At 40.8% G+C, this 19,210-nt stretch carries 16 protein-coding genes; 13 read left to right on the top strand and 3 right to left on the bottom strand.

Annotated features, from left to right (window positions below):
- The 3 genes from ACIQZD_RS12980 to ACIQZD_RS12970 all read right to left on the bottom strand — a co-directional run bounded on the left by ACIQZD_RS12980 (window position 1) and on the right by ACIQZD_RS12970 (window position 2,770).
- Window positions 1–570 carry an MFS transporter gene (locus tag ACIQZD_RS12980; RefSeq protein WP_402902993.1) on the bottom strand — a complete coding sequence of 190 codons (570 nt, stop codon included), beginning with the start codon at window positions 568–570 and terminating at the stop codon, window positions 1–3.
- The gene (locus ACIQZD_RS12975) at window positions 567–1,997 is read right to left on the bottom strand and encodes an FAD-binding protein (RefSeq protein ID WP_402902990.1); all 1,431 of its coding nucleotides are present in this window, start codon (window positions 1,995–1,997) and stop codon (window positions 567–569) included. Before ACIQZD_RS12975 ends, ACIQZD_RS12980 begins: the two co-directional genes overlap by 4 nt.
- 167 nt (window positions 1,998–2,164) lie before the next feature.
- Window positions 2,165–2,770 (bottom strand): TetR/AcrR family transcriptional regulator, encoded by a 606-nt coding sequence (locus ACIQZD_RS12970; protein ID WP_402902987.1) that lies wholly within the window; start codon window positions 2,768–2,770, stop codon window positions 2,165–2,167.
- A gap of 329 nt (window positions 2,771–3,099) precedes the next feature.
- Between ACIQZD_RS12970 and ACIQZD_RS12965 the strand changes: the two genes are divergently transcribed.
- The 13 genes from ACIQZD_RS12965 (at window position 3,100) to ACIQZD_RS12905 (ending at window position 19,147) form a co-directional block, all read left to right on the top strand.
- Entirely contained in the window at window positions 3,100–4,419 is a 1,320-nt protein-coding gene (locus ACIQZD_RS12965) for an MFS transporter (protein ID WP_402902984.1), read from the top strand.
- 313 nt (window positions 4,420–4,732) lie between these two features.
- Window positions 4,733–6,202, top strand: coding sequence for a helix-turn-helix transcriptional regulator (locus ACIQZD_RS12960; RefSeq protein ID WP_402902981.1), 1,470 nt, complete (start codon window positions 4,733–4,735; stop codon window positions 6,200–6,202).
- A gap of 195 nt (window positions 6,203–6,397) precedes the next feature.
- Entirely contained in the window at window positions 6,398–8,074 is a 1,677-nt protein-coding gene (gene hutU / locus ACIQZD_RS12955; protein WP_402902978.1) for a urocanate hydratase, read from the top strand.
- A complete protein-coding gene (hutI, locus tag ACIQZD_RS12950) occupies window positions 8,071–9,369 on the top strand; it encodes an imidazolonepropionase (RefSeq protein WP_402902973.1) in 1,299 nt (432 codons plus the stop codon). The genes hutU and hutI overlap by 4 nt, the downstream gene beginning before the upstream one ends.
- A gap of 227 nt (window positions 9,370–9,596) precedes the next feature.
- Window positions 9,597–9,749 (top strand): hypothetical protein, encoded by a 153-nt coding sequence (locus tag ACIQZD_RS12945; RefSeq protein WP_402902969.1) that lies wholly within the window; start codon window positions 9,597–9,599, stop codon window positions 9,747–9,749.
- Window positions 9,750–9,963: 214 nt separating this feature from the next.
- On the top strand, window positions 9,964–11,349 hold the full coding sequence (locus ACIQZD_RS12940; protein ID WP_402902966.1) for an MFS transporter: 1,386 nt from the start codon (window positions 9,964–9,966) through the stop codon (window positions 11,347–11,349).
- Window positions 11,350–11,431: 82 nt separating this feature from the next.
- Window positions 11,432–12,991, top strand: a complete 1,560-nt coding sequence (hutH, locus tag ACIQZD_RS12935; RefSeq protein WP_402902963.1) for a histidine ammonia-lyase — start codon at window positions 11,432–11,434, stop codon at window positions 12,989–12,991.
- Window positions 12,992–13,085: 94 nt separating this feature from the next.
- Window positions 13,086–14,225 (top strand): N-methyl-L-tryptophan oxidase, encoded by a 1,140-nt coding sequence (solA, locus tag ACIQZD_RS12930; RefSeq protein WP_402902960.1) that lies wholly within the window; start codon window positions 13,086–13,088, stop codon window positions 14,223–14,225.
- 252 nt (window positions 14,226–14,477) lie between these two features.
- Window positions 14,478–15,236 (top strand): 5-oxoprolinase subunit PxpA, encoded by a 759-nt coding sequence (gene pxpA / locus ACIQZD_RS12925; protein WP_402902957.1) that lies wholly within the window; start codon window positions 14,478–14,480, stop codon window positions 15,234–15,236.
- 120 nt (window positions 15,237–15,356) lie between these two features.
- Complete coding sequence (locus tag ACIQZD_RS12920; RefSeq protein ID WP_402903730.1) at window positions 15,357–16,496, top strand: NRAMP family divalent metal transporter; 1,140 nt, start codon at window positions 15,357–15,359, stop codon at window positions 16,494–16,496.
- A gap of 89 nt (window positions 16,497–16,585) precedes the next feature.
- On the top strand, window positions 16,586–17,377 hold the full coding sequence (locus tag ACIQZD_RS12915; protein WP_402902954.1) for a putative hydro-lyase: 792 nt from the start codon (window positions 16,586–16,588) through the stop codon (window positions 17,375–17,377).
- Window positions 17,378–17,399: 22 nt separating this feature from the next.
- Complete coding sequence (pxpB, locus tag ACIQZD_RS12910) at window positions 17,400–18,155, top strand: 5-oxoprolinase subunit PxpB (protein ID WP_402902951.1); 756 nt, start codon at window positions 17,400–17,402, stop codon at window positions 18,153–18,155.
- Complete coding sequence (locus ACIQZD_RS12905; protein ID WP_402902948.1) at window positions 18,152–19,147, top strand: 5-oxoprolinase subunit C family protein; 996 nt, start codon at window positions 18,152–18,154, stop codon at window positions 19,145–19,147. The genes pxpB and ACIQZD_RS12905 overlap by 4 nt, the downstream gene beginning before the upstream one ends.
- Window positions 19,148–19,210: the final 63 nt, after the last annotated feature.

The raw sequence follows: 19,210 nt of genomic DNA, 5'->3' as shown, positions 1-19,210 counted from the left end.
TTATATTTTTATTTTTTCTGCATTAGATAGTGAAGTATTTTTCTCCATCTTCATTATAATAAATCCACTCCAGGCAAACATTAAGGAGGCAATGTAAAAGATGCTGCCGATCGTTAAAAAGTCGACTAAATATCCGGTTGCAATCACCGCAGCTGCAGCACCGATGGATGTCCAAACATGGTAGTTTCCAATTTCCTCACCCGCTGTTTTCTTCGTAACATATCTTGCAAGTACGGTTTTTTCAGTGTTTTTTTGCACTGCCCCAAGTATTCCCATAATGATTTGCAGGAGATAGACATGCCAAATTTCATATGCGAGAGGAAAGGCAAGAAGGATTAGTGCCATCCCCCATGAATAGATAAGGAGAAATGCCTTGTCACCGGCTTTGTCAGTGAATTTTCCGATTAAAGGATAACTAACTGCTGCAGTCAGTGAGAATATTCCATATGCCCACCCGAATTGTGAATAACTTGTACCTACATTTTTGATTAGCAAAATATAAAAAGGGAAAATCATGCTGGCAGCCATTCCAACAGTGCCTTGGTAAAAAACGAAACGTTTATAATTCATGGATGATACTCCTCATAGAAAAGATTCATGAAGCGATTATCAGGATCATACTTCTTCTTTAATCGAAAGAATTCCTCAGTATGCGGATACGCTTCAGATAATTGGGTCTTGGTTGGATACCCATAATAGGGCAAATAGTAGCTGCCGTTATGGTCAAGCGTCACATCAATCATATTACGGATGACCCTTCCCGTATTTTCTTTACTTTCGTTATCTGTCCCTTGATTAATGAGCATTACAAGAGCGAACATATCATCCTTGGCATAGGACATGAGTGATTCATCATTATGTTCCACATAACGAATTGTAATATTTAATAAATTAAAATCTTTCTCATCAGATAAGGTATTTCTTAAATCATCGATATAATCAGCAAATTGATCAATCGGAACGAAGTATTCTTGCAGCACTTCAGTTTTGGTAGGGTTGCTGTAATCCATAAAGGCTGAGTCTGACCGCATCACATTATTCCTCGAAACCAAGTTGCCATCAATATTGGCCGTGTAGGTTTTTTGAGTTTCCCAAAACCTTTTTTTACCCCAGTCATTAAAACGTGATAGGCCAAGAAAGAATTTAGGCACTGCAATGATCGTTTCCCGTTTGAGAGTATTGTAGTCAGATAGCTGTGTTTGGTCATTTGCCGTATAATAATCCGTTACATACATTTCATCCAAATAGGAGCCAGGAGCAACCGATATTCTCGCAAGATGCATTTTAACATCATCGTTTGGGAGAATTTCTCTTTTAAAGTACGACGTATATTCATCATAATGGAGTGATTTAGTTTTAATGTTATAAAGTTCGTCATCGGTAAGGTGGAGTGTTACATCGAGTATTACGCCAAACAAACCATACCCGCCAATAACCGAATGGAAGAGCTCCGAATTTTCTTCGCGGCTCACTGTTAGGATTTGTCCTTTTGCGTTAAGCAATCTAAAAGATTCCACGGTTTCTATCAAGGCATGATGACGGATATCGCGGCCATGGACATTAACGCTCAAAGAACCGCCGATGGTAAAAATGTTTTGAGATTGACTGACTTTCAGTGCAAGTCCATATGGGTTGATATGTTCCTGGAGAGCAGCCCAGGTTGCTCCGCTTTGGACCGTGATGCGTTTTTCTTTTACATCCAAATCAAGTATTTTATCATAGTGCTTCATATCGAGCAGGATCCCATTTGGATATAATGTCTGCCCTCCTTGGCTATGCTGCATTCCGGCAATGGAAATGGGATCATCGTTTTTTTCGGCATCCAAAACCACCTTTTTGATTTCTTCTTCACTATCTTCCGCCTTAATCGTTTTCATTTTAACCGGCATCAGCCGGCTGATATCTTTGGCAATAGGGTGATCAAGCTTGAAATTAAAAGCCTGCAGCGATAATCCAAATAATAGTGCATATAGGATGATAAATAAAAATCGTTTCATGATATCTGGCTTTCGACTCCTCGTTTAATATGTCTGACACTCAATTGAAAATAATGAAAAAGTATGAACTTTATAGATTAATGTAGTTACCCCTACCATTCAGTGAGATTGGGGTTAATATTGAATTAATGTCAGATTTTTTGAAAATGAATCTTTTGATTTAAGTATTAGTTCTTAGTTTTCAGCCCGTTAATGATTGTTTTGGTTAGCGGTATGGATAGTGATTCCAAGCTTTGTTCTGAGTTGTTTAATCCCCAATGGTAGATGGTTCCCATTAGGCTTTGGGTGATAAGTTGTGAAATTTCGTTAACTGATTGGTCAGTGCCAATGTCGTTTTGTTCTTTCGCCTCTTCAATTATTGAACGAATAATTTGGAAGAGTGAGCGATTTGAATTTAAAAAGTAAGTATGTTCTTTAGAATCTAAAGCGGAACTGTAAATCACTTTCATTAAATCTTTGCCCATTTCTTCTTCCAGAAAACGCATCAATTTGCGTATGAAAATAAATAATTTCTCGGTAGCGTCCATATCGACTGGGAACGAACGGAAGACTTCACGATAGTAATCATCGACTTCTATGAATCTCACTAAAAAAATATCCGATTTCGCTGAAAAGTGTTGGTAAAATGACCCTTTTGATGTGCCGCTTTTTTTCACGATTTCGTCAACGGTGACTTTATCATAACCTTTTTCGCTAAATAGCTTTAAAGATATTTTTAATATTTTTTCACGAGTCTTTTCTCCCCTAAGCTGTTTCTTTCTAGGCTCAATCATAAAAAACCTCCAAATGATAATTGACAGAATATTCCTGTGTAGTTTAATATCAGACTACAGTCTAGTTAACTGATTGGTAGTCTATTTAATCTAACGTAGATCATCAATAATCACAACGTTTTCTTAATCGCATTTCGCATTTTTAGAAAGCGTTTACAAAGTTTCGAGATCAAGTATGGGGGAGGTTAGTTCAGTTTAAATTAGGAGGGGGTATCAGGATAAACTTAAAGACCTAGGAATGAACCATAGTATCGGGAAGCAGGAAAAGTGATGTGCGTTAAACGGATTATTTTTTGGGAAATAGTAGCAGGAAAAGGGAGGAAATTATCATGAATCATTCCAGTGGTGAGATAGAGAAAAGAACAATCAGTAAAACGATGAAACGCATTCTTCCATTTATCTTGCTCCTTTATATCATTGCTTACTTGGACAGGGTCAATTTAGGCTATGCTGCTTTACAAATGAATGCAGAATTAGCCTTATCCGCTGAAGTTTTTGGATTGCTTTCCGGCATTTTTTTTATAGGCTATTTCTTCTTTGAAGTTCCTAGCAACATGATCATGCATAAAGTGGGAGCTCGGATATGGATTGCCCGCATAATGATTTCGTGGGGACTCGTGGTAATATTAACAGGTTTTGCGCAAACAACGATGCATTTATATATTCTCCGTTTTTTATTAGGTGTTGCCGAAGCTGGTTTTTTTCCTGGCATAATTTTGTATTTAACTTATTGGTTCAGGGCCCGCGAGAGAGGACGGGCAACAGCGGCCCTGCTTTTAGCCTTACCGATTGGCGGATTGATTGGTGCGCCTGTGTCGACGTGGATACTTGACAATATTTCCTGGTTCGGTATGGCCGGCTGGAGATGGATGTTCATCCTTGAAGGCATTCCGGCCATTATTATCGGTGTTGTTGTTGTTTTCTATTTAACTAATAGACCGACCAACGCTAAATGGTTATCTAAGGAAGAAAGTGATTGGTTAGAAGGGGAATTGAGTGCGGAAAGAAAAGTTAGCTCGAAAATAAATAAAGTCACAAAGCTTGATATGCTGAAAGATGCGAAAATTTGGAAGCTGGCCCTATTTTATTTCGCGGGGTACACATCTATCTATGGATTGTCATTCTGGATGCCAACCATCATTAAATCTTTATCGGAAAATGCAACAACCAATTTAGAAATAGGCTGGTTAGCGATGATTCCATCGTTAGTAGGCATACCTGCCATTATGTTTGTGGGCTGGAATTCAGATCGGACCAATGAACATAAATCACACTTGCTCGTTTGCCTCATGATAGCAGTTGTCGGATTTATCGGGTGCGGCTTTTCAGATAGTGTTTTTATGATGGTGCTTATGTTAACGATTACATCTTTCGGTTTATACGGGTTCAGTGGATGTTTCTTTGCCTATATGACATTTTTCTTCACTGAGTCCACTGCACCAGTTGGAATAGCCATCGTCAATTCATTTGCGGCTTTAGGCGGTTTTGTAGGACCGATGATTCTCGGAACTGTTGCATTTACTCAAGGTATGTTTATTTTATCAGGATTACTTGTAATAGGAGTCATTACCCTATTATCATTAAAATTGACAGATGCTTCAGCGGAAAACATTGTAAAAGAAGCTGAAGTCAATATTAATCGATTATAAAGGTTCTAAATGTATTGAAGATTAAAAGTGACTAAAAAGAAACATCATTGGAAATCACAAAGTTCCTATGATGTTTCTTTTTATATTTTCATATGGCTACTTCCCGAGTAGATAAAAATAACGGCTGAGCATGTCAAAAATTTAATCTTAATCGCAGGTTCTGTCCAATAAGACTTGTTTGTAGTTTTAGGCGGGATTAGAATGGAGATGAGATACAAGTGCATTCGAAAAGAACAGGCATTCCTTTTCTCTTCAAGTTGTGCCTTCATATTTATTTTCATTACACGAATATCAGCAGAAATGAGGTGATGATGTGGAAATTCATTTGGTGGCAAAAGATGAGATTGAGGCTCAAGGAATTCGTTGGATAGTCGAGTCCCACCTAACTGGAGTTAGACTGATCTTATGGAAAACGATTGAAGAATTTGAAAAGGGCATCCGCAATCAGCAACCGGAATTCGTTATTTTGGATATGGATATTTGGACGGATGAAAGTGAGGCGTTGGGTGTTTCATTAAAGCGAAGGGGAATTCGATGGTTAGGGATTTCATCTGAGCGAATTTTTCAAACGGCTTATCGAGCCTTACGTTTCCGTGCTGAAGATGTATTATTCCGTCCTTTTTCTTCGGCGGATTTGGTAAAACATATCCAACAATTGCGTTTTCAATTGAGAAATGGTCCAAATCTTCTCTCGTCAAACACCATGGATGATGAGAATGCTCTGGATATTGGGTATCCTGATTTCTTTTTGACGGACCGGAGGCATGAAAGTCGAATAACCATGGTCGCTTTTTTGACACCTGACAACAAGACCCTTCCATTAGTTTATGATGAACTGCAACGATATTCTTTTACTGGGAAGAATCAAATCTTCGCTTTATCGGATTTTATTTTATGTGTCCAGGAAACAAAGGAAGTTGAAGTTTATAAGGAAGAGTACCAAGCGTTTCTTGCCCACTGGAAAGAAAGAATGGATGAGCCCCTTGCCATCATTATAAAAGCGGCATCTTCAGATGAGTCTTTAAAAAGGATGTATCAGCAAACACGTGAATTTACGAGACAAATCTTTTTCGATGGATATGATATCATTTTAGCCGAAAGTCAACAAACTTCGCCTCAAGAGATGGATCCATTCCTCACGCCTCTTGAACAAAGACTTTGGATAGAAATGCTCGAACGACGGGATGCGAAAGCCATCAGGAACTGGATTGAACGTGAATTCCTTACCTTTGAACGACCATACCCCGACCCGGAAATCGTTCGTATCCGCCTTACAAGCGTACTCGCTCAGATTCGTAGGCATATGAAATCATACAACTTGCAAACTGCCTCTTTAGAAGCAATATACTATGATGTATTTCAGCAAATTGTACATAAACCCGTCATTCATCAAATAGTAAAAGAGCTGCATGCGTTCACGACACACATGCTTCTGCAGGATCATGGACAATTACAGGAAGGGGCACGCACAATTAGTGAAAAGGCAAGAGAGCTGATCGAGTCCAACTATTGGGACGCCCAGTGGAATCTAGCGAGTTGTGCAGAGACTCTGCGTATCAATAAAAGCACGCTCAGCCGACGTTTTGCGGCTGAATCCGGTGAGTCTTTTCGAAATACGCTCCATCAAGTTCGAATTAGGGAAGCTAAACGTTTATTAAAGGAAACGGATTTATCATTGGAGGAAATCTCACAATTGGCTGGCTATTCACATCAAACTTATTTTAATGCCAAATTCAAATTGCTTGAAGCTTGTACACCATCAGCATATCGGTCTGGATTATAAAAAAGGATGATTCAATAAATGAATCGTCCTTTTTTATTTATTTCATAACAATGTAATTCATGAAATTATTCATAAAAAAATAAAGATAACTACAAAAGGTTGAAATAAATCATAAAAATATCATTAAATTATAATGAATTATTCTGAATTTTTCTTATAGAATGAAAATATAACAAACCAAGGGGGAAAGTGAAAATGAATACGATTACAAACAAGGTTATACGTTATAGAGGTACTGATTTGCATACGAAAGGTTGGCAACAAGAGGCAGTGCTTAGAATGCTGATGAATAATTTGGATCCTGAAGTCGCCGAGCGTCCTGAAGATTTGGTGGTATACGGAGGGATTGGGAAAGCAGCCCGTAATTGGGAATGCTTTGATGCAATCGTCAAATCACTAAAAGAGCTTGAAAATGATGAAACTTTACTGGTCCAATCAGGGAAACCGGTGGCAATTTTTAAAACGCATACTGATGCGCCCCGTGTCCTGATTGCCAATTCAAATATCGTCCCGGCGTATGCGAACTGGGAAACATTCCATGAACTTGATAAAAAGGGCTTGATGATGTATGGGCAAATGACAGCTGGCAGCTGGATATATATTGGGTCTCAAGGAATCGTACAGGGTACATACGAGACATTTGCCGAGTTAGCAAAACAACATTTCAATAACTCGTTAAAAGGCACCATCACTCTTACGGCAGGTTTAGGCGGCATGGGTGGGGCACAGCCACTGGCAGTTACGATGAACGGTGGAGTCTGTATCGGGATCGATGTTGATGAGACAAGAATTGACCGGAGAATCGAGACTCGTTATACCGATGTGAAAACGGATTCTTTGGATGAAGCCATTCGTTTAGCAAAAGAAGCTAAACTTGCAGGAAAAGCATTATCGATTGGTTTGATTGGGAATGCTTCAGATATTCTTCCGGAAATGATCGCAAGGAACTTCATTCCGGATGTCTTGACTGATCAGACTTCCGCCCATGATCCGCTAAATGGATATACACCTTCAGGTATGTCAATGGCAGAGGCGGCAGAATTACGAAATGCGAATCCAGAAGAGTATATTAATCTCTCTAAAGCTTCAATGGCCAAACATGTTAGAGCGATGCTTGAAATGATGGAAAAAGGAGCCGTGACGTTCGATTATGGCAATAACATCCGTCAAGTTGCGAAAGATGAAGGCGTAGAGAATGCTTTTGACTTCCCTGGCTTCGTTCCAGCGTATATCCGTCCACAATTTTGTGAAGGAAAAGGTCCATTCCGCTGGGTCGCTTTATCTGGTGATCCTGAAGACATTTATAAAACAGACCAAGCCATTTTACGCGAATTCGCGGATAATGAACATTTATGTAACTGGATTAGAATGGCTCAAGAAAAAATTCAGTTCCAAGGTCTGCCTTCCCGCATTTGCTGGCTTGGTTATGGGGAGCGCGCCCGTTTTGGTAAAATCCTTAATGATATGGTTGCTAGCGGTGAATTGAAAGCCCCGATAGTAATTGGACGTGACCATTTGGATTCAGGCTCTGTCGCTTCGCCAAATCGTGAAACGGAAGCCATGAAGGATGGATCGGATGTAGTGGCTGACTGGCCGATCTTAAATGCAATGGTGAATGCAGTGGGCGGCGCAACTTGGGTATCCGTACATCATGGCGGTGGCGTAGGAATGGGATACTCCATGCATGCTGGCGTGGTAATTTTGGCTGACGGCACCGAAGAAGCAGCAGCCAGGATTGAGCGAGTACTGACAACGGACCCTGGGATGGGCGTAGTTCGTCATGTTGATGCAGGATATGAACTTGCAGAGGAAACAGCTCGTGAAAGAGGCATTAATATCCCGATGCTTGATAAAGGAATTGATAAACAATGACAAAACCAATTTGGATAAAACATGCCGCTCAACTTGCTACCCTTACCTCTGAAAGGAAAGGTCCGCGTTCCAAAGAGGGAATGTCGGAGCTTGGTTTGATAGAGGATGGAAGTATATGGATGGAATCTGGGTTGATTCAAGCTGTCGGTACAACCAAGGAATTGGAAAAACTCTATGCTGACAGAATCCATGAGGCTGAAGTTTTCGATGCTTCTGGTCATTTGGTGACACCGGGGCTTGTTGATCCCCATACGCATGTTGTATATGGCGGAAGTCGTGAGCGTGAATTCGAAATGCGTCTAGAAGGTGCAACATATATGGACATCATGAACGCAGGTGGGGGCATTCATGCAACCACCCGCATGACAAGGGAAGCAAGTGAAGAAGAATTGATGGAACAAACCATACGCCGCCTTGATTCGTTTCTCGCTCATGGCGTGACTACAGTAGAAGGTAAAAGCGGTTATGGAATGAATTTGGAAACCGAATTGAAGCAGTTGCGGGTGATGAAGAAGTTACAGGAAGAGCATCCGATTGATCTAGTTCCTACTTTTATGGGAGCCCATGCGGTTCCAAAGGAATATAAAGGCCGTGAGGATGAATTTGTCGATCATCTGATTAATGATATGCTTCCAATCGTCTCTGAAGAAAAGCTTGCTGAATTCAATGATGTCTTTTGTGAAAAAGGGGTTTTTACCCCCGAACAATCAGAGCGGATTTTAAAGGCGGGGAAAAAGTACGGCTTGATCCCTAAAATTCATGCTGATGAAATTGAGCCATACGGTGGAGCTGAATTAGCTGCGAAGATAGGAGCCATTTCAGCTGAGCATTTGTTAAAAGCTTCGGATGAGGGGATTACTGCTATGGCGAAATCAGGCACTATTGCCTGCTTGCTTCCAGCCACCGCCTTGTATTTACGAGAAGAAGCGGCCCCTGGACGACGAATGGTCGATGAAGGTGTGGCTGTTGCCATTTCGACCGATTGCAATCCTGGATCCTCGCCGACGACTTCCATGCCGCTTGTCATGAATCTGGCATGCATTTCGATGAGGCTTACCCCTGCAGAAGCGCTTACGGCGGCGACATACAATGCTGCTTGTGCAATCAACAGGCAAGAAAGGGTCGGATCCCTTGAAGTCGGAAAACAAGCGGATGTCGTTTTATGGAATGTTGAAAACTATCAGGAGTTGCAATATTTATTTGGGGTTAACCACGTTAAGACTGTATGGAAAAACGGTGTTCAAGTTGTGAATGATAAAGTGAAGACTGATTCCAAAAGCCTGACGGGCCTTTAAAAATCACTATTCTCAATCAATGTCTTCCCATTCCATCCGCTGAAAAATTCTGGGGATGGAATGGGCTTTTAGAAGTATTCAACAAATGTAATGGTGCTGAATCGTAGGATGATGATTTATCTTCCTACCCATTTTCAGCATTAAACACTTTACCACTTTACAGTGAAATTAAATGAAAGTGTTTTAAGGAATTCGTGGAAATGAATCTTCCATGTGGAGGGAATTTTATGTGGATAATCACTATCCATTCGAAAAATGGCATAAAAATGTTTGAGTTTACCACAGAAAAGGAAGCTAGGGAAAAATTCGAGGTAATAGAAGGCTGTAAAATACTTAGTGAAGTCATTTACTTCAATGATAAACAATTGATCGAATCTTAAACTATATTTTCATATATTAAATAGAAATTAAAAGGTAGAATGATTTGATATAGTTTATAAAAAGAGTATTATTTCATAATATTCTTTGCTGAATTTTTTTATAGTATTAAGCTTAATCGATTCATTCAATTTCAGGGTCACTACTGGAGTTTTACAGGAAGAGTGTTTTTTTTGAATCGATATATCTAATAAATCAAAAAATGGAGGGGATTCTTTGAACGAACAAAAATTCACTATAGACGATGCCCCATTTAATAGGTTTCATTTTCGAATTGCAGGACTTACGTTCGGTTCAAGCTTTTGTGATGGCTATTCTTTAGGGATCATTGCGATGGCCCTGACAGTATTCGGGCCTCAAATGAATATGAATGCAATGTGGACAGGGCTGATCGGCAGCTCTGCTTTAATCGGTCTGTTTGCGGGATCTTTAATACTTGGAAGACTTTCTGATCGTGTAGGCAGACAGAAAATCTTCCTCGTGAACTTTTTACTTATCACGGTAGCTACTATTTTACAATTTTTTGTTAGCAGTCCAGAAGAGCTTTTTATTTTACGGTTGCTGATTGGATTTGGACTTGGAGGAGATTACGCTGTAGGTACGACTTTGCTTGCCGAGTTTTCACCAAAAAAGTATCGCTCCTCGCTCCTCGCGTCTATAAACGTAGTATGGACGCTTGGATATGTAGCATCAAACTTTGTTGGTCATTACCTGGGACAGGTTGGTTCAGACTCATGGCGTTGGATGCTTGTCAGCGCTGCCATTCCGGCTATTGTGGTTTTAATCTTAAGAATAGGAACGCCTGAATCACCAAGATGGCTTGTCAGCATGGGGCGTGTCGAAGAAGCTCGCCAAATTGTAAAAAAACACCTTGGATCGAACGTTGAAATGGGAGAAACGACGACTGGCACAGAAAATCAAAAGACTCTGGGATTTCGTGGACTTTTCAGTAAAAGGCTTCGTAAGCGTTTGGCTTTTGGTGGAATATTCAAATTAACTCTTGTTATTCCATACTTTGCAATTTACACTTTCCTGCCGTCTATACTTAGTACAATGGGTTTTGAACAGAACTTTTTTGCGGATACAATGTTAAATCTATTCTTGCTTGTTGGGGCAATTGTGGGTCTATGGCTGCTTGCAAAATTTTCTCGTAGAGGATTTACCATCGGGGCTTTCACGATCCTTACCGTTTCATTGTTTTTACTCAGCTTCTTGCACAATGGTTCTCAATTCTTAATGTTGTTAGCCTTCTTGATCTTTACTTTTTTCATGTCAGCAGCATCGAACCTTACATTAGTATACCCAGCAGAGCTTTTTCCAACTGAGATCCGTGGCTCGGGAATAGGTATGGTTACGGCAATTAGTCGGATTGGTTCGGCAATTGGAACATTTCTGCTGCCTGTTTCTTTAAGTTCTTTTGGATTAAGTGCCTCAATGGCAGGAATGGCAGCCATTCTGCTGGTTGGCTTGATCGTATCGATCGCCTGGGCACCTGAAACGAAGAATCTTTCATTACATGAAGCAAGTGACCCTTTGCTAGAAGCGGAGAATTCTCCGAAGGGAACCGCTATTCCCTTTACAAAAAATGAAAAAATAACATAAGATTAACTTCCAGCAAATAAATAAGAAGGACCAAAACTTTTTTCTCCTTCTTGATGAGTCATATGAGAGGAGATGTATAAGGATGACAACTACCGATTGTTTACATCCTATGGATATTAAAGAGGTTGTACTAGGAGATGATGCCATCTCAATCCAAGAGGTAATTGCGGTTGCAAGATATGGGGCGATAGTTTCCTTTACACAAACATATTGTGATAGGGTGGATAAATCACGTAGCTTAATAGACAAGTTTTTAGATGATAATAGATTGATTTACGGTGTAACGACAGGTTTTGGCAGTAATATGACGGAGGTGATTTCTCCACAGGACGCCGAAACCCTTCAACGTAATATTGTTCGTTCACATGCCGTTTCTGTTGGGGAAACTCTTGAAAAAGAAGTCGTAAGAGCCATTCAATTGATGATCCTCGTGAATTTAGGCCAAGGTTATTCAGGGGTCCGTTTACAAGTTTTAAAGCTTATCGCTTCACTGTTAAATCACGATATACTTCCCTATGTTCCAGGTGATGGGTCAGTGGGGTATCTTTCTCCTGAAGCTCACATGGCCTTAGTGGTGATTGGTGAGGGGAAAGCATGGTATAAAGATGAGCTCATACCTGGCATGGAAGCTTTAGAGAAAGCTGGATTAGCACCTGTTACGTTGGGTGCTAAAGAGGGATTGGCACTTACAAGCGGGACTACTTCCGTTACTGCGATGGCTGTCCTGGCTTTATACAATAGCATGCAAGCCGCGAAAACCGCCGACATTACGGGAGCTATGTCCTTAGAAGTGCTAAAAGGTACAATAAAAGCATTTGATCCCCGTCCCCACGCATTGAAAAAACATGAGGAACAGGCTAAGACAGCCAGAAATGTTACAAGGATTCTTGAAGGCAGCCAAATCATTGAAACTTACAAGGAACATAGATTACAAGATGCACTTAGCTTACGATGCATTCCACAAGTCCATGGAGCCATAAAAAGAGTATTGAAGGACGCTGCTTTTTCGATCGAGAATGAAATGAACTCTGTAAGTGACAATCCTCTGATTTTTCCGGAAGAGGAAGATGGAATTGCCATGATGGCGGGAAATTTTGATGGTTCATTTGTTGGGATTTATACGGATGCGATTTCCATCGCGTTAGCAAACTTAGCGAAAATAACTGAGCGCAGAATAGACCGGCTTGTAAACCATCACCTTAGTGAATTACCTAATTTCTTAGTGGTTAATCCAGGTTTAAATAGTGGCTACATGATTCCGCAATATACAGCCGCCGGGCTATTGAATGAAATCAGGGTGCTCTCGCATCCAGCCACAATAGATAATATCCCTACCTGCGCAAATCAAGAAGACGTGATAAGTTTTGCCTATTTCGCTGCGAAGAAAGCCTATCGGATTTCGAAGAAACTTGAATATATTTTAGCCATTGAACTGATGACGGCAACCCAAGCAATGGATTTTCATCTGCCCTTGAAACCGTCACCGGTTACGGAGGGGGTATATCATTTAGTTCGGAGCGAAGTCCCGATGGTAGAAAAAGACCGCTTTTTCCATCCTGACATTGAAGCGATATATAGGCAAATTCATGAAGGGGAAATAGTGAAGTTCGTTGAAACGGCGATAGGGCAAATAGAGTTCTAAAACCATGAGGAAGCTGTTTTACTTTATTTAATAAGGTAAAATGGCTTCCTTTTTTAAAAATGAAGGATCATATTTAAAGGAGGAGGGATGAAAGATGCATTATGATGTAATTGTAATTGGAGCTGGATCTATGGGAATGTCTTCAGGTTATTATCTATCAAAAAATGGACAAAAAGTATTATTATTGGATTCCTTTGCTCCTCCTCATAATAAGGGCAGCCATCACGGGGAAACAAGAATTATTAGACATGCTTATGGTGAAGGCAGGGAGTATATTTCTTTGGCACTTAAATCCCAGGAGCTATGGGGTGAATTGGAAAGAAATTCGGGGAAACAATTATTTCTTCCAACGGGGGTCCTGAATGCTGGTAGCGAAAATTCCACTTTCATTAAGCAAGTGATAGCGGGTTCAAACGAATATGGGTTACCTATGAAAATCTTGGATTACCATGAAATTCATGATAGATGGCCTGGAATAAGACTGCCGGAAGACTACATTGGGTGCTATGAATCGACTTCGGGCGTATTGAAAAGTGAAGAGTGCTTAAGGGCGTATCAACAACTTGCGAAATCTCATGGTGCCGACATCAGGGTAAACAGTGAAGTGAAGAAGATAGTTGTTCATGGCAATGGGGTCACGATTAAAACGGATGAACAGACATTCCACTCAGAATCTTTAGTGGTTGCAGTTGGGGCGTGGGCACCGAAAATATTGGCGATGTTAGATTTAAATCTGCCGCTGGAACCCATCAGAAAAACATTTGCCTGGTTTCATGCAAATGAAAGATTATATAATCATAATGACTTTCCGGCTTTTTCTTTTGATACTTCAGTTGGTATATACTATGGCTTTCCTAGTATAAATGGTTCTGGAATGAAAGTAGGGAGACATGATGGGGGAACCCGTATAAATCCTGATGGCTGTATTGAAGGTTTTGGTGAATTGGATGAAGATGAGGGAGATTTGGTGAAGTTTTTGGGGAAATATATGCCTGCTGATCAAAAATTGAAATATGGGAAAACTTGCATCTACACCATGACCCCTGATGAGCATTTTATAGTGGATAAACATCCTTATTATCCACACATTGCCATAGCAGCAGGTTTCTCTGGACATGGTTTTAAATTCAGCAGTGTCATGGGAGAAATTTTGAGTGACTTGATTATCTCCGGTGCGAGCAAGGAAGATATTACATTGTTTTCTATTAATCGATTTAAAAATTCATTGTCGTAATATACTCCAAACTTTAGTGCTGTAATCAGCCGTTGCTTCCTTTCAAAGGAAACAACGGCTTTTTTATATCCAACTATAATGTTAGGTTATCTAACAAACTATTGTCGAAATAATTAAAATATGCTAGAATTAGAATATTCCGAAATATGAAACTATAATTCCGAATTTCGGTACACATGCATTTGAGTGATTGAAAGAGTAACTACATAATTTTTATTTACTGAAATTTCCGTTAATAAAGGAGAGGGTAGTATGAACACGGTTGATTTGAATTGTGATTTAGGAGAAAGTTTTGGCGCTTACAGGATAGGTAATGATCAAGAGATTTTGGACTATGTAACATCTGTCAATATAGCTTGTGGATTCCACGCTGGTGATCCGACAGTAATGAGAAAAACGGTCCAGCTTGCTTTAGGGAAAGGTGTCAAAATCGGAGCCCACCCAGGTTTACAGGATTTAATAGGATTTGGCAGACGTAATATGAATATTTCACCACAGGAGGCTTATAATATTGTCGTCTATCAAATTGGTGCATTGAATGGCTTTCTGCAATCCGAAGGCGGAAGTATGCAGCATGTGAAACCGCATGGGGCTTTATACAATATGGCCGCAAAGAACAAAGAGTTATCCAAGGCCATTGCCGAAGCGGTATATAAAGTGAATCCTGAGCTTATCTTATTTGGTTTGTCGGGCAGTGAATTGATACGTGCCGGACAGGCCATCGGATTGCAAACCGGGAGTGAAGTTTTTGCCGACCGTACCTACCAACATGATGGTTCATTGACTTCCCGATTGGAAAAGGACGCATTGATCGAAAACGATGATGATGCCGTTGCCCAAGTCATTCGCATGGTGAAGGAAGGTAAGGTCTTGTCTCAGCAAGGCTCAGATGTGGCTTTAAAAGCAGATACCATTTGTATTCACGGGGACGGGGCACATGCTTTATCCTTTGCTCGGCATGTTAAGGAATCTTTGCAATTATCTGAAATAACAGTCAAGTCCTTTACTTGAAAAAAATAAACAATCAGGAGGCAGATTCCATTGGAGCCAATCAAAAATACAACAGCACAGAAAAAGAATCCGACTAAGCCAAAAACGAACCGCACTTTATTGTTAGGTGCGGCATTCCTAATGGCAACATCGGCAATAGGACCTGGTTTTTTAATGCAAACAACCGTTTATACCCAAAGTCTTGCCGCAAGTTTCGGTTTCGTTATTCTTATTTCGGTCATTCTTGATATATTTGCCCAAACAAATGTATGGCGCATTATTGCTGTATCCGAAAAACGGGGTCAAGAAATTGCAAACATGGTCCTTCCTGGGCTGGGTTATGTACTGGCAGCACTGATCGTTATGGGCGGGCTGGCATTTAATATTGGAAATATAGCAGGAGCTGGATTAGGTCTTAATGCAATGACGGGAATATCCCCAACAGCCGGTGCGGCAATAAGCGCAGTCATCGCCGTACTGATTTTTGTAGTGAAAGAAGCAGGAAAAGCGATGGACCGTTTTACGCAAATTGCCGGATTTTTCATGATTTGTTTGATGATTTATGTCGCTTGGACAACCTCACCTCCAGTAGGGGAAGCGGTAGTGAGGACCTTTGCACCTGATAAAATCGATATTATCGCAATCGTTACATTAGTGGGTGGATCTGTAGGCGGCTACATTACTTTTGCGGGAGGCCATCGTCTATTGGATGCAGGCGTGAAGGGCGTTGACTCATTACCTCAGGTCACGAAGAGCTCGGTAATGGGGATACTGATCACGACGGTCATGCGTGTTGCGTTATTTCTAGCAGTACTTGGTGTGGTATCTAAAGGTTTACAAATTAATCCGGATAACCCTGCAGCATCCGTTTTTCAACTCGCTGCCGGTGATGTAGGTTATAAAATCTTTGGTGTCGTCATGTGGGCAGCAGCGATCACGTCTGTTGTTGGAGCGGCATATACTTCGGTTTCATTTATCAGAACTTTCAGCGAAAAAATAAATAATAAGGCAAACTGGATAATTGTTGGCTTTATAGTCGTATCGACCATTTGCTTTCTATTAATTGGTCAACCGGTTAAAGTGCTGCTTGTAGTTGGGGCCATTAATGGGCTCATTTTACCAATTGCCCTTGGAACATTACTTATTGCTGCATATAGGAAAAACATCGTGGGTGATTATAAGCATCCTTTATGGTTAACGATTTCCGGTGTATTCGTGGTAGTCATCATGGCGTTAATGGGCGTATATACATTAATGAAACAACTGCCAGCACTTTTTTAATGATTAATGAATGAAAATCAAATAAATTCAGGTGGAAGTGGCGTGCCAGTTCGTGACTGGCTGCAGTTCTTAATAGGAGATGAATACTAATGATCGACCTTTCTCAAGCTACCCCGGCTGAGTTGCGTTCAATGATTCGAAACAACGAATTGATAAAACCGACCGCTGGCATGGCTAACGGTTATGCACAAGCGAACTTAGCCATCTTAAAAAAAGAGCATGCTTTTGATTTTTTATTATTCTGTCAGCGCAACCCTAAATCCTGTCCATTGCTGGACGTTACGGAAATTGGTTCACCCATTCCTAAATTTGCTGCTCAGTCTGGAGATATACGCACAGATATTCCAAAATACCGGATATATAAATATGGTGAATTAGTTGAAGAGGTAACGGATATCTCAAACTACTGGGAAGACGATATGGTTGGATTCTTGATCGGGTGCAGCTTTACATTCGAACACGCCCTTTTGAATAATGATATATCGATTCGTCATATTGAAGAGGGATGCAATGTACCTATGTATAAAACCAATATTCCGTGTATTGAAGCAGGGATTTTTCATGGGAAAATGGTGGCTAGCATGAGGCCGATACCACAAAAGGATGTGGTGAGGGCGGCTCAAGTGACATCGCGGTTTCCTGCAGTTCATGGTGCTCCGATCCATATTGGTGACCCTGAAGCGATCGGTGTTTCCCGCATTCAGCATCCGGATTTTGGTGATCCAGTCACGATTCGTGAAGGGGAAGTCCCGGTCTTTTGGGCATGTGGTGTAACGCCTCAATCCATTGCTATGGAGACTAAACCGGAGATCATGATCACGCATGCACCTGGACATATGTTCATTACGGATATTCGTGATGAAAAATTAGGAGTTTTATAACTGACAGAAAGAGATGAGTCCTATGCCGGAAAAGCTATTGAATATAACTGCAAGTACACTTTCTCCATTGGGCGATTCCGCAATCGTGATTACATTCGGGAATGGAATGGAATACAGCATACACAAAAAAATAAAATTATTAATGGATTTACTTGAAGATGAACCTTTTGCAGGATTTATAGAATGTGTACCTGCTTTTACTAATTTGACGGTTTTTTATGATCCACTTGTTGTTTATAAGGATCAAAAACAAAGCAATGATACGGAAATATCTCCTTTTGAAGTGGTCCGTTCCATCATGGAAATGAAATTACAGGATTTAAAAGAAACTAAGAAACTCTCACATCGAACAGTTTCCATTCCCGTGTGCTATGGGAAGGAATATGGACCGGATTTGGAATATGTTGCCCGTTATAATGATTTGACTACTGATGAAGTCATTCATATTCATTCAACCGGGGAGTATTTGGCCTATATGATTGGGTTCGCACCAGGTTTCCCGTTTCTTGGCGGAATGTCAGAGGAAATCGCGACACCTAGGCGTTCCTCGCCCCGAATGGCCATTCCGGCAGGGGCAGTAGGAATCGCCGGTATGCAAACGGGTGTATATCCTATATCAACACCTGGTGGATGGCAATTGATCGGACAGACGCCAACCAAACTTTTTTTACCAAATGTAAATCCTCCAAGTCTATTACAAGCAGGAGACATTGTGAAGTTCCAACCGATTTCGGATCAAGAATATAAAGAAATGATCCTTAAGGAGGAATTACAGTGAGCCTGCGCGTAATCAAATCGGGATTATTGACAAGTATACAGGATCTTGGAAGAAAAGGATTTCAGCAACATGGGGTGATTGTAAGCGGGGCAATGGATGGACATTCTTTACGAATTGCCAATATGTTGGTTGGCAATGAAGAAGGTGAAGCCGCCTTGGAAATTACATTGATGGGGCCGACCATTAAAGTCGAGAAGAATTGCCTGATTTCGATAACGGGTGGAAACTTATCACCTACAATTGATAATCAGGCAGTACCGATGTGGAAGCCTATTCTAGTGAAAAAAGGATCGATTCTTCGGTTTGAAGGGTGTAAATCAGGTTGCAGGGCTTACTTAGCAGTAGCGGGAGGGCTTGCTATTCCCGAAGTGATGGCCAGTAAAAGCACATATCTAAGGGCTGGGATTGGCGGCTATATGGGGAGGGCATTAAAGGCTGACGATGTCTTGGAGTTTAATGAACCTTCGAAAATTATTGGTGCTCGGGTGTTAAAAGGTTCATTTTCCTTCCCAAAGTGGTTTGTCAATGATAAGGAGTTCATGCCAGGAGGAAAACCTCTCATCCGTTTCATCGATGGAAGCCAATATGAATATTTCACGGATTTCAGTAAAGATAGTTTTGAAGCGGGGGCCTTTAAAGTTTCCAATCAATCCGACCGTATGGGATATAGATTATCAGGCCCAACACTGGAATTAAAGGATAATGGGGAGTTATTATCTGAAGCTGTCACAAATGGTTCCGTTCAGGTTCCCCCTGATGGAAACCCGATCATTCTCCTTGCGGATAGCCAAACAACGGGGGGATATCCAAAGATAGCTCAGGTGATTACGGCAGATTTACCAAGTATCGCTCAGGTTAAACCAGGGGAATCTCTGCAGTTCTCACGGGTTACCTTAAAGGAGGCTGAACGGCTTTTGCTTCAAAAAGAACGGCAATTGAAGGAATTGCAGGTTTCGATTTCCTTGGCCCTGAACAAATGGCTGGATTTATAATTGCTTCGATTAAAAACGCAAACGATGAGAAAGTACTCTTTATGAGCGCTTTCTTTTTTTTGA

The organism is Peribacillus sp. NPDC096447 (genome assembly GCF_044762725.1).
Taxonomy (GTDB): Bacteria; Bacillota; Bacilli; order Bacillales; family DSM-1321; genus Peribacillus.
The sequence above is the reverse complement of the archived record's forward strand: the minus strand, read 5'-3'. Positions and strand labels throughout refer to the sequence as shown.

What these genes read in the sequence shown, in the direction of transcription:
- hutH (WP_402902963.1), top strand. Translation starts at nt 11,432, where the DNA reads ATGACAACTACCGATTGTTTACATCCTATGGATATTAAAGAGGTTGTA.
- pxpB (WP_402902951.1), top strand. Translation starts at nt 17,400, where the DNA reads ATGCCGGAAAAGCTATTGAATATAACTGCAAGTACACTTTCTCCATTG.
- solA (WP_402902960.1), top strand. Translation starts at nt 13,086, where the DNA reads ATGCATTATGATGTAATTGTAATTGGAGCTGGATCTATGGGAATGTCT.
- pxpA (WP_402902957.1), top strand. Translation starts at nt 14,478, where the DNA reads ATGAACACGGTTGATTTGAATTGTGATTTAGGAGAAAGTTTTGGCGCT.
- ACIQZD_RS12915 (WP_402902954.1), top strand. Translation starts at nt 16,586, where the DNA reads ATGATCGACCTTTCTCAAGCTACCCCGGCTGAGTTGCGTTCAATGATT.
- ACIQZD_RS12920 (WP_402903730.1), top strand. Translation starts at nt 15,357, where the DNA reads ATGGCAACATCGGCAATAGGACCTGGTTTTTTAATGCAAACAACCGTT.
- hutU (WP_402902978.1), top strand. Translation starts at nt 6,398, where the DNA reads ATGAATACGATTACAAACAAGGTTATACGTTATAGAGGTACTGATTTG.
- ACIQZD_RS12945 (WP_402902969.1), top strand. Translation starts at nt 9,597, where the DNA reads ATGTGGATAATCACTATCCATTCGAAAAATGGCATAAAAATGTTTGAG.
- ACIQZD_RS12980 (WP_402902993.1), bottom strand. Translation starts at nt 570, where the DNA reads ATGAATTATAAACGTTTCGTTTTTTACCAAGGCACTGTTGGAATGGCT.
- ACIQZD_RS12975 (WP_402902990.1), bottom strand. Translation starts at nt 1,997, where the DNA reads ATGAAACGATTTTTATTTATCATCCTATATGCACTATTATTTGGATTA.
- ACIQZD_RS12970 (WP_402902987.1), bottom strand. Translation starts at nt 2,770, where the DNA reads ATGATTGAGCCTAGAAAGAAACAGCTTAGGGGAGAAAAGACTCGTGAA.
- ACIQZD_RS12965 (WP_402902984.1), top strand. Translation starts at nt 3,100, where the DNA reads ATGAATCATTCCAGTGGTGAGATAGAGAAAAGAACAATCAGTAAAACG.
- hutI (WP_402902973.1), top strand. Translation starts at nt 8,071, where the DNA reads ATGACAAAACCAATTTGGATAAAACATGCCGCTCAACTTGCTACCCTT.